Origin of the sequence: Psychromonas arctica DSM 14288 (assembly GCF_000482725.1) — a bacterium.
GTDB classification, from domain to species: Bacteria; Pseudomonadota; Gammaproteobacteria; order Enterobacterales; family Psychromonadaceae; genus Psychromonas; species Psychromonas arctica.
In genome coordinates, this window is the sequence record NZ_KI519477.1 from 275248 (window position 1) to 286118 (window position 10871).

The 10871-nt window shown below is 38.9% G+C and carries 8 protein-coding genes; 3 read left to right on the forward strand and 5 right to left on the reverse strand.

Going from position 1 to position 10871, the window contains the following annotated elements:
- Window positions 1-125 precede the first annotated feature (125 nt).
- Window positions 126-4022, reverse strand: coding sequence for a phosphoribosylformylglycinamidine synthase (gene purL, locus H592_RS0112775; protein WP_028869112.1), 3897 nt, complete (start codon window positions 4020-4022; stop codon window positions 126-128).
- A gap of 193 nt (window positions 4023-4215) precedes the next feature.
- Here purL and mltF point away from each other — a divergent pair, with 193 nt between their 5' ends.
- Together mltF and H592_RS0112790 are read left to right on the forward strand one after the other, a co-directional pair.
- Window positions 4216-6075 carry a membrane-bound lytic murein transglycosylase MltF gene (gene mltF, locus H592_RS22290; RefSeq protein WP_051369161.1) on the forward strand — a complete coding sequence of 620 codons (1860 nt, stop codon included), beginning with the start codon at window positions 4216-4218 and terminating at the stop codon, window positions 6073-6075.
- 384 nt (window positions 6076-6459) lie between these two features.
- Window positions 6460-6873 (forward strand): CBS domain-containing protein, encoded by a 414-nt coding sequence (locus tag H592_RS0112790; protein ID WP_028869113.1) that lies wholly within the window; start codon window positions 6460-6462, stop codon window positions 6871-6873.
- 86 nt (window positions 6874-6959) lie between these two features.
- Here the strand turns inward: H592_RS0112790 and H592_RS24240 are convergent, their stop codons facing one another.
- From H592_RS24240 to ndk, 4 genes are all read right to left on the reverse strand, one after another.
- Window positions 6960-7130 carry a hypothetical protein gene (locus tag H592_RS24240; protein ID WP_169727660.1) on the reverse strand — a complete coding sequence of 57 codons (171 nt, stop codon included), beginning with the start codon at window positions 7128-7130 and terminating at the stop codon, window positions 6960-6962.
- The gene (tadA, locus tag H592_RS0112800) at window positions 7123-7749 is read right to left on the reverse strand and encodes a tRNA adenosine(34) deaminase TadA (RefSeq protein WP_084296283.1); all 627 of its coding nucleotides are present in this window, start codon (window positions 7747-7749) and stop codon (window positions 7123-7125) included. The genes H592_RS24240 and tadA overlap by 8 nt, the downstream gene beginning before the upstream one ends.
- Window positions 7750-7862: 113 nt before the next feature.
- Window positions 7863-8735, reverse strand: coding sequence for a prepilin peptidase (locus tag H592_RS0112805; RefSeq protein WP_028869115.1), 873 nt, complete (start codon window positions 8733-8735; stop codon window positions 7863-7865).
- 361 nt (window positions 8736-9096) lie between these two features.
- A complete protein-coding gene (gene ndk / locus H592_RS0112810) occupies window positions 9097-9531 on the reverse strand; it encodes a nucleoside-diphosphate kinase (RefSeq protein ID WP_028869116.1) in 435 nt (144 codons plus the stop codon).
- Between the two features lie 110 nt (window positions 9532-9641).
- Between ndk and H592_RS0112815 the strand changes: the two genes are divergently transcribed.
- The gene (locus H592_RS0112815) at window positions 9642-10574 is read left to right on the forward strand and encodes an endonuclease/exonuclease/phosphatase family protein (protein ID WP_084296277.1); all 933 of its coding nucleotides are present in this window, start codon (window positions 9642-9644) and stop codon (window positions 10572-10574) included.
- Window positions 10575-10871: the final 297 nt, after the last annotated feature.

Below are 10871 nucleotides of genomic sequence, written 5' to 3' on the forward strand. Positions count from 1 at the left end.
TCCTTTAATCTCATATTTATATTTTCATTTAAAATTAGCCCCAGACTAAATGTAAATGAAAATATAAAAAGGGGATATCAGATCCCCTTTTTATTTAGCTATGTTTGTTTACTTTACTATGTTTATTAACCTAATTGCTTACGTACATTTCTAAACATACGCATCCAAGGGCTATCCTCTTTCCATTCATCAGGGTGCCATGAATTAGCGACTGTTCTAAATACTCGCTCAGGATGCGGCATCATGATAGTTACTCGACCATCTTTTGAAGTTAAACCAGTAATACCATTTGGCGAACCATTTGGATTAGCTGGGTAAGCTTCAGTATTATTGCCGTAGTTATCGATAAAACGTAATGCCACAGAACCACTTGCTTCAATCGCCGCAAGGTGAGCACTATCAGCAACTTCGACACGGCCTTCACCGTGAGAAACAGCAATTGGCATATGTGAACCGGCCATATCATTTAAGAACAATGAATTAGATTTTTGCACTTCAACTAAACTAAAACGAGCTTCAAAACGTTCTGAGTTATTGCGTACAAAACGAGGCCATAAATCAGAACCTGGAATCAATTCATTCAGGTTTGATAGCATTTGACAGCCATTACACACACCTAATGCAAATGAATTTTCACGTTCAAAGAAAGTTTGGAATTGGTTACGCGCTTGTTCATTAAACAAGATCGACTTAGCCCAACCTTCACCAGCGCCTAATACGTCACCGTAAGAGAAACCACCACAAGCGACTAAACCAGCAAAGTCTTTCAATTGAACATCACCTGATAATACATCACTCATGTGAACATCAATTGCAGAGAAACCAGCACGATTAAAGGCTGCTGCCATCTCTTGTTGAGAGTTAACACCTTGTTCTCGTAGAATCGCCATGCGTGGTTGAACACCTTTAGCAATATAAGGAGCAGCAACATCTTCATTAAGATCAAAAGTTAACTTAGTTGATAGACCAGGATCTTTATCATCTAATTTAAGATCAAACTCTTGCTGTGCACATTCAGAGTTATCACGTAACGATTGCATTTTAAGGGTTGTTTCAGCCCAAATACCACGGAACTCACTACGTTTTGCAGTTAGTACTTCTTCACCGTCACGAATAAATTCTATTTGGTCAGTTTCATTTAATGAACCAATCACTAATGAACTTGACGATAAACCGTGACCTGCAAGTGTATTTAATACTGCTTCTTTGTCTTCACGTTTAACTTGGATAACTGCGCCCAATTCTTCTGAATATAAAGCAGAAAAATCATCGTTACCAACTTGATCAAGCTTAACTGTGACACCACAATGCCCAGCAAAGGACATTTCGGTGATGGTAGAGAATAAACCGCCATCACTTCTGTCGTGATAAGCCAGCAATTTCTGATCGGCAACTAAAGTTTGCACAGCATTAAAGAAGCCTCTTAATAGTTCAGGGCTATCTAAATCTGGTGTAGTTTCACCTAATTGCTTATAAACTTGCGCAAGTGATGAACCGCCTAACCGGTTTTTACCATTACCTAAATCAATTAAGATAAGGTCAGTTTCACCTTGGTCGGTACGTAATTGCGGTGTCACTGTATTACGAATGTCACGAACAGCGCCAAATGCAGTAATGATTAAAGACAATGGCGATATAACCTCTTTATCGCTACCATCTTCTGCTTGCCAACGTGTTTTCATTGACATCGAATCCTTACCCACTGGGATAGTTAGTTCTAATTCAGGACATAACTCTTCACCAACAGCTTTAACTGCTTCATATAGACCAGCATCTTCACCAGGATGACCTGTAGCAGACATCCAGTTAGCAGACAGTTTAATACGTTTGAAATCACCAATATCAGAACATGCGATGTTAGTAATTGATTCAGCCACAGCTAAACGAGCAGAAGCACCAAAGTTAAGCAATGCGACTGGCGTACGTTCACCCAAAGCCATCGACTCACCGAAGTATGTATCATAACTAGCAGCAGTCACCGCGCAATCGGCAACAGGTACTTGCCAAGGGCCAACCATTTGGTCACGAGCAACTAAACCTGTAACAGTACGGTCACCAATAGTAATAAGGAATGTTTTTTCAGCAATAGACGGTAAACGTAATAAACGTTCCGCTGCTTCTTTAACTGTTGCTCCAGATAAGTCTAATGCTTTACCTTCTGCTGTTTGTGTTTTTACATCACGATGCATTTTAGGTGCTTTACCTAATAACACTTCTAATGGCATATCGATTGGTTTGTTATCAAACTCAGTATCGTTAAGTGTTAAATGCATTTCTTCCGTTGCTTCACCGATCACTGCATACAATGCACGTTCACGCTTACAAATAGCTTCGAAAGTCGCTAAGTTTTCAGGTTTAACCGCCATCACGTAACGTTCTTGAGATTCGTTACACCAAATCTCATGAGGTGCCATGCTTTTCTCATCATTTGGAATAGCACGTAAATCGAAGATACCACCACGTCCGCCATCGTTCACAAGTTCAGGCATTGCGTTTGATAAACCACCCGCACCCACATCGTGAATAAATTGGATTGGGTTATCTTCACCCATCTGCCAACAACGGTCGATCACTTCCTGACAACGACGTTCCATTTCTGGGTTTTCACGTTGTACTGAAGCAAAATCTAAATCTTCTGATGAAGCACCTGAGTCCATTGATGATGCAGCACCACCGCCTAGGCCGATGTTCATTGCAGGCCCACCGAGTACGATTAGTTTAGCGCCTACTGGGATGTCTTTTTTCTGAACGTGTTCGCGACGTATATTACCTAAACCACCAGCCAACATGATTGGTTTGTGGTAACCACGAATTTCATTGCCGTTATGGCTTTCTACTTGCTCTTCATAGGTACGGAAATAACCAAGGATATTAGGGCGACCAAATTCATTATTAAAGGCAGCACCACCTAATGGTGCTTCTAGCATAATATCTAATGCAGAAACGATACGGCTTGGTTTACCAAAATCAGTTTCCCATGGTTGTTCAAAGCTTGGAATACGTAAATTAGAAACAGAAAAGCCAACTAAACCGGCTTTAGGCTTAGAACCAATACCGGTTGCGCCTTCGTCACGGATTTCTCCGCCAGATCCCGTTGCTGCACCAGGGAAAGGCGAAATAGCCGTTGGGTGGTTATGGGTTTCTACTTTCATTAAGATATCGATATCTTCATGATGGTAACCAAATTCTCTGTCATCAACACTCGGGAAGAAACGCCCAGCTTGATAACCTTCCATCACTGCCGCATTATCTTTGTATGCTGATAATACATATTCAGGATGTAATTCATGTGTATTTCGAATCATTTTAAACAATGATTTAGGCTGTTTTTGGCCATCAATTGTCCAATCTGCATTGAATATCTTATGACGACAATGCTCTGAGTTTGCCTGCGCAAACATCATTAACTCGATATCGTTAGGGTTACGACCTAACTTAATAAAATTTTCAACTAAGTAATCTATTTCATCATCAGCTAATGCTAAACCTAAACTCACATTGGCAGCTTCCAATGCGCTTCGACCTTGGCCTATCACATCCACGCTTGTCATTTCACCCGCTTTACCGTGAACAAATAATGTCGCCGCATCATCCAATGACGTTAATACGACTTCCATCATTCGATCATGTAACAATTCTGTTAACGCTTTGATTTGTTCAGGATTCAGTTCTGCACTGGTTTCAACATAATAAGCGATACCTCGCTCAAGGCGCTTCACTTTGGTTAAACCACAATTTTTAGCAATGTCCGTTGCTTTTGAAGACCAAGGCGAAATAGTGCCTGGGCGTGGTGTCACAAAGAGTAGTATCCCTACAGGATCATGCTCTGCTATTTTCGGTCCGTAAGTTAATAGCTTTTGTAATACAGCTAACTCTTGGTCATTTAAAGAATCAGATAAATCTGCGGCATGCATAAATTCAGCATATAGGCCTGTCACAGGTAAATCTAACGCTTCACAGTTTTTCAACAACTGATTAACACGAAATGTCGATAAGGCAGGTGCCCCTCGCAAAATTTCCATAGGTTATTACTCTCGTTGGATAAATAAATGAACTTGGGTTTAGCTCTATATTATAAAAGAAAAGCATTTTTTATTAAATAGAAACACTCTATAGTCTGTGATAAATAAACCCGTTAATTGGTAAATAAATGGATATTTAAATCCTTTATTGGATAATGTGACCACTCGACTAACTGGATTGATACAACTATCTATGAATAAACCTGTCTTCATTACTTCTATTTCTATTCGATTAAAAATTATTTTATCAATCGTTTTGGTGTGTTTTCTCACGGCTTGTAACCCATTTGTGCATACAACTGATCTCCAAAAAATGCAGAAACGCCGTACTTTGATCATGGGCACAATTAATAGTTCATTAACTTATAATTATGATGGCGAAAATTACAGCGGGTTAGATTATGAGCTTGGAAAGAAGTTTGCCAATTATCTAAAAGTTAAATTGGTGGTGAAAGAATTCGAGAGCTTAGACGATTTATTTGCTGCATTAGATAATAACGATATTGACTTTGCAGGGGCGGGACTAACATTAACGCCTAATCGAGCAGAAAAATACCGTAGTTCCCCGCCATACTATTACCTCACTCAAAAACTTGTTTACCACAAAGGTACCTATCGCCCGCGAGAAATGGCAGACATCAATGGTCCCGTGAGTGTGTTAAAAGGTAGTAGCCACGAAGAAAACATTAGTAAATCACAACAAGAGTATCCAGACCTAGTGATCGATGTATTAGATAACGAAGATCAAGAGTCCTTATTACGTAAAATAGCAGAAAAAGAGATCAAATTTGCGATCGTAGACAGCACCATTTTAGCACAAAAACAGCGCTATTACCCCGCACTAGCTGAAGCATTCACTATCAATGAAAAACAACCTGTGGCTTGGTTAATTCGTAAAGCGTCTGACGATACTTTGTATTCAGCGATGATCGAATTTATGGGGAATCAATACAAATTAGGTACCATTGCAAAAATAGAAGAAAAGTACTTTGGTCATGTTGGACACTTCGATTATGTGGATACACGCACCTTCTTAAAACGCATTACAAGCAAATTACCAAAATACGAAGCCTTATTTAAAAAACACGCGACACCAGAGGTAGATTGGTTATTACTTGCCTCCGTAAGCTATCAAGAATCGCATTGGAATCCTAAGGCACGTTCACCTACGGGTGTGCGAGGCATGATGATGTTGACTCTAGATACAGCGAAGTTCGTCGGCGTCAAAAATCGACTCAATGCAGAGCAAAGTATTGGGGGTGGTGCTAAATATCTGACCCAACTGATCAAAAGGTTACCTGAAAGCATTCCAGAAGATGAGAAGATTTGGTTTGCATTAGCTTCCTATAATATAGGCTTAGGACACTTATTAGATGTACGCCGAATTACTAAAATGCGTAAACAAAACCCCAATTCATGGGCCGATGTAAAAGATAATTTACCTTTATTACATCAACGAAAATGGTATACAAAAACACGTTATGGTTACGCACGAGGGCGCGAAGCACAGCATTATGTAGATAATATTCGCCAATATTTGAAAACCTTGACTTGGCATGTACAAGAACAAGAAAAAGCACAAAGAATAGAAGCAGAAAAGCAAGCTGAAATAGAACGATTAGCAGCAATTGAAGCAGCAGAGAAGCAAGCTGAAATAGACAGATTAGCAGCTATTGAAGCGGCAGAAAAGCAAGCTGAAATAGATCGATTAGCGGCTATTGAAGCGGCAAAACAAGCGGAGATAGATCGTTTAGCGGCGATCGAAGCAGAAAAACAAGCGGAAGTAACGCGTTTAGCCAGCATTGAAGCAAAAAAACAAGCTGAAATTAAACGCTTGGCGGCGATCGCTGCGGCTAAAGAACAAGCTGAGTTAGATCGTTTAGCAGCGATTGAAGTCGCTAAGGAACAAGCGAAAATAGATCGTTTGGCCGCGATGAAAGCAGAGAAAGAAAAAGCATTGAAAAAAGAAGCTGAGGAAAAAGCAGCTAAAGGAGCAATTGAAGCAGCATCCAGCGCGGCAATCAAAACACAAACTGATGCAACTTCGCCATAGAGACAATAAGCATAAGATCCCATTGGGAGCTAGTTCGTCTAACGCCTTTAACTATAGTCTTATTTAAAGGCTATACATAGTTAAAGGCCACAATTAAAACGCCGCTTATCATTCAAGTAGCAAAGATCTGCAAGCAATGAAGATAACCGTTTCTACACATTAATTTTTGATTCAGTACCTTGTATCGAAGTATCGAAATTTATACACATCTATGCTAGCTTAATATCCTACTCTGTCACGATCACTCATATTACTACCAGCCTCAAACCAATAGCTTAAAGCTATCAACACAATAAAAACAATCAATTTAAACTATCAAATTTAATGCGGTATTATCCTTACATCAAGCAGAAACTAAATAAGCTAACTGAGTAAGGTAATAAAATGAGCAAGCAAACGGTACAAAAAATTATGCAAAAACAACCTGTTAGTGTGCAGTGTCAAACACCATTGGTAGAGATAATTAAGGTATTGATAGGTAGTCAACAGGCACAATTACCGGTGATAAATAGTAGCAAAAAATTAATTGGTATGGTGTCGTTGATTGACTGTCAAAAAGCATTAATGATCAGCGCTTACCATTGCGACAAACCTGTGCGAGTAAACGATATCATGGCTAAAGATTTTACTTTTTTACAGGCCGATGAGGACCTTTCAGAAGTAGCGATTAAAACGCAAAAATACACAGAGAATATTTTCCCTGTGCTTAATGAAGGGAAATTGATCGGAATAATGAAACGAGTTGATTTGTTAGTACACCTACAGCACAACTTAGCGCTTTGCTCACAGGCTCAGTAAACCTAAGCGATATACTTGATTACTTAGAACAGGAACGATGTTGGCATACAAGTGTTCCAACATCGTACATAGGAAGGATTAGGCAATTAGTCCTTCTTTTCTATCGTCACTTGTATATTTTTGCTATTTCCAGCAAACCACTTTTGCACATATAAACTACCAACAATAGGGGCTTGCCCTTCTTCAGGCACTTCTTTATAACGTACGCTATTTTTAGTTTCTTTTTCAATTTCAAAATTAACCACTTTATTAGACATTGTCTTTGTCTCCTTTGTTTGCCTGTTTAAGCGCCTTTTTCTCTTTACGACGGCGCCTGAAAAAATCACTTATTTTAGTCGCACATTGTTCAGCATAAATGCCCGATGTCACTTCAATTTGATGATTTAAATGTTCATTACGCACTAAATCAAAAACACTGCCTGCTGCACCCGTTTTATAATCACCCGCACCATACACTAATCTTTTAATACGCGCGTGTACCAAAGCCCCCGCACACATAGGACAAGGCTCTAAGGTGACATACAGCGTGCAGTCAATAAGGCGATAATTTTCTAATACTTTACCCGCATTAGTGATCGCGATAATTTCTGCATGCGCACAGGCATTATGTTCAAGAATAGAAAGATTCCACCCTTCAGCAATGACTTCATTACTTTTAACTAATACCGCACCAACGGGTATCTCCCCCACGGCTTCTGCTTTATCTGCCAATACCAGTGCATACTGCATCCAATCTTGGTCGTTATAGTCAGCCGTGTTTTTCAAGGGCAAAGCATTCTCACCTTTTTGACTCTTGGGCACCGTAGGGCTATTTACAATAGACGATTGTGCTCGCGATACTGAGCAAGGTGCTATAGGGACATTATTCTCAGCCATAGGCATATCACAGTTATCCCCGGAAACACTACAGTCTGTTATAGAATGGCTGCAGTCAAATTGTTGAAGAGTATGTTGATTGGATTTGTTAGACATATCTTGATGCTATTAAACTATAAAATAAGAGAATAATATAATGTTGTTAATTCAACACCATAAATGAGATAAACCCAGCCAGCGATTGCCAAATAAGGCCCAAAAGGTAATGGTCGACTTTGTTTATCTTTAGAGGCGGCAATCACAACAATACCAATGATTGCACCGGCAAATGAAGATAATAGAATAATCAGTGGTAATGACTGCCAACCAAACCAAGCACCTAGTGCAGCCAGTAATTTAAAATCACCGTAGCCCATCCCTTCTTTACCTGTGAGTAACTTAAACCCCCAGTAAATAGACCACAGGCTCAAATAACCAAATACAGCCCCGAGCAAAGCATCCTCTAAGCTGGTAAAAGTGCCCGACATATTCACCAATAATCCTAACCAAACTAATGGTAACGTGAGTTGATCAGGTAACAGCATGGTATCAAAATCGATAAAAGTAAGGCAGATCAATACCCAAGTAAAAATTAATGCAAATAAAGCGGGCCAACCAAAGGGAATATAATAAGCAACAGCAACGGACATTAATCCTGTCAACAACTCTATGCTTGGGTAACGCGCTGATATCTTGCAATCACAATGCTTACATCGGCCTTTTTGAACTAACCAGCTAATCAGCGGAATATTTTCAAGAGAACCAATAAGGTGGTTACATTTAGGACAACACGAGCGCGGCAACACAAGGTTAAAAGGCGCTTCATCTAGGTCAATATTAGCTTCAGGGAAAGCATCTTTGCATTCGGCTTTCCAACTACGTTCCATCATCACCGGTAAGCGATAAATAACAACATTCAAAAATGAACCAATCAATAGTCCTAAGATTAAAACAGTCCCAAAATAATAACTTGGAACTTGTTCCATTAGCATGATCACTTCATTCATAATTGCCTTAACTTTGTCTATTCGTTAATTGTGGATGATTCCGATTGTATTAAGTATGCACTCTTTCTGATTTCGATTGGCATAATATCCTAATGATACTTTGAGATGCAAAGTCAGCAAGGAAAATTTATGTAAAGTATACATTTCAAGGTAAGTACCATGTCCCTTCCCCTGAAAGCATAAACTCAAGGATCAATTCAGCATTGCAAGAATCAACAAGGGAGCGAACACAACTTCAGATGGCACATTGTTGTGGCGAGCAGGCTCGTTTTTAACGAAAAATTTTAAGTAACATGGGGATAAAAAACTACTTGAACCTATAAGAACAAGTAGTTTTAAGAGAGCGTATTTGGAAACAAAATTAGTTAGCGGCAGCCAAGCAAATTTCATCATCAGTAAAAAAGTAAGCAATCTCACGAGAAGCAGACTCAGGACTATCTGAACCGTGCACAGCGTTATAACGAGTCGAGTCAGCATAATCTGCACGAATAGTACCTGCTGCTGCTTGAGTTGGGTCTGTTTTACCAATTAATTCACGGTAAGCAGGGATCACGTTCTCGCCTTGTAACACCTGAACCATAATTGGCCCTGAAGTCATAAATTCAACCAGTGGTTCGTAAAATTCTCTGCCTTTGTGTTCTGCGTAAAAGCCTTCTGCTTGTTCACGTGTTAATTGCATCATTTTTGCAGCAACAATCGTAAAATGAGCATTCTCAAAACGCTGTAAGATAGCGCCAATTAGGTGTTTACCGACAGCATCTGGTTTAATAATGGAAAGTGTTCTTTCTAATGGCATAATAGCTTCTTAAATCGAGTTAATAGGAAGTGCAATATAACCCGTATAGATAGTAGCTATCAATAACAACATAACTATAGGGGAATTAATATCACACTTCATTTCGACAAATGTGTATTTATCAAGCAACTTATAGTCGTTACCATTCAAGGAAATTCAACATTAAAATTCATCTTCGTAAACGAATCTTAACCAAGAAAATTATCTTTGGTGTTTTACTATTACTGACGGCGGTCTTTGGTTGGAGTTTTTTACCAAGTAGTCCGGGGAAAATGACGTTAATCGATCAGCAATATAGGCAGTACTCTGTAACCTGCCCTGCATTCATTAATGTAAAAAGTACAGCGCACACCAATACGCTCAATAGTACATTTTCTTTATTAAACTGGAATATTTATAAACAACAGCATCAACAATGGTCTAAGAAGTTAAATGAATGGGCGAATCAAGCGGACCTAATCACCTTGCAGGAAGCTAAGTATGATCAAGACCTGATCCATTTTAGCCAACAACAAAAACTGTTTTATTATCAAAATATTGCCTTTAATTACCAAAAACAAAATTATGGCGTTAACACCTTTAGTCGTGTTCAAGCGCAACAGGCCTGTGGAACGCGTTATTCAGAACCTTGGACCATGGTTCCTAAAACTGGCATAGCAACCACCTATGCATTTAAAGACACAACACAATCATTATTACTAGTAAATTTACACGGCGTGAACTTCACTTTTACGGCTGAGCCACTTAAAGAGCAAGTTGCGCCTTATATACAACTCATTGAACGACATCAGGGCCCAATTATTATTAGTGGAGACTTTAATACTTGGAGTGAGGCGAGAACGGAAGAGATTATCGGCACGCTTGTAAGAGCAGGCTTTAATGAAACACAGTTCTCTAAAGATCAACGCCTGACTATCCTTGGTCTACCCTTAGATCATATATTTTTCAGAGATTTAGAAATGATTAATGCAAAAAGTATTGCCACGATTGCCTCTGACCATACACCGCAATTAGTCACCTTTAGCTTATTAACGGATAACTAAAATATAGAATTATTCGAATAAAGTTTTTTAAATCAAAAATAGTGTTTTACTTAGATTTTTAAGATATTGGATGTTCTATAGGATATTTGATGTTCTATAGGATATTTGAAATTGGAAGCATGAGCCCAATATTAGATAAAAAATACGAGACTAAAAACAAAACTGATAACCCCAGCTCTTAACTTGGCAAATTCGTGCTCTACCAACTGAACTAGTAGCGTTTCATCATTTAGTTTAGATAGTATTTTAAAATATATTGGCTAGTTTTTTATGATATTAGGTATTTTATGTTATTAG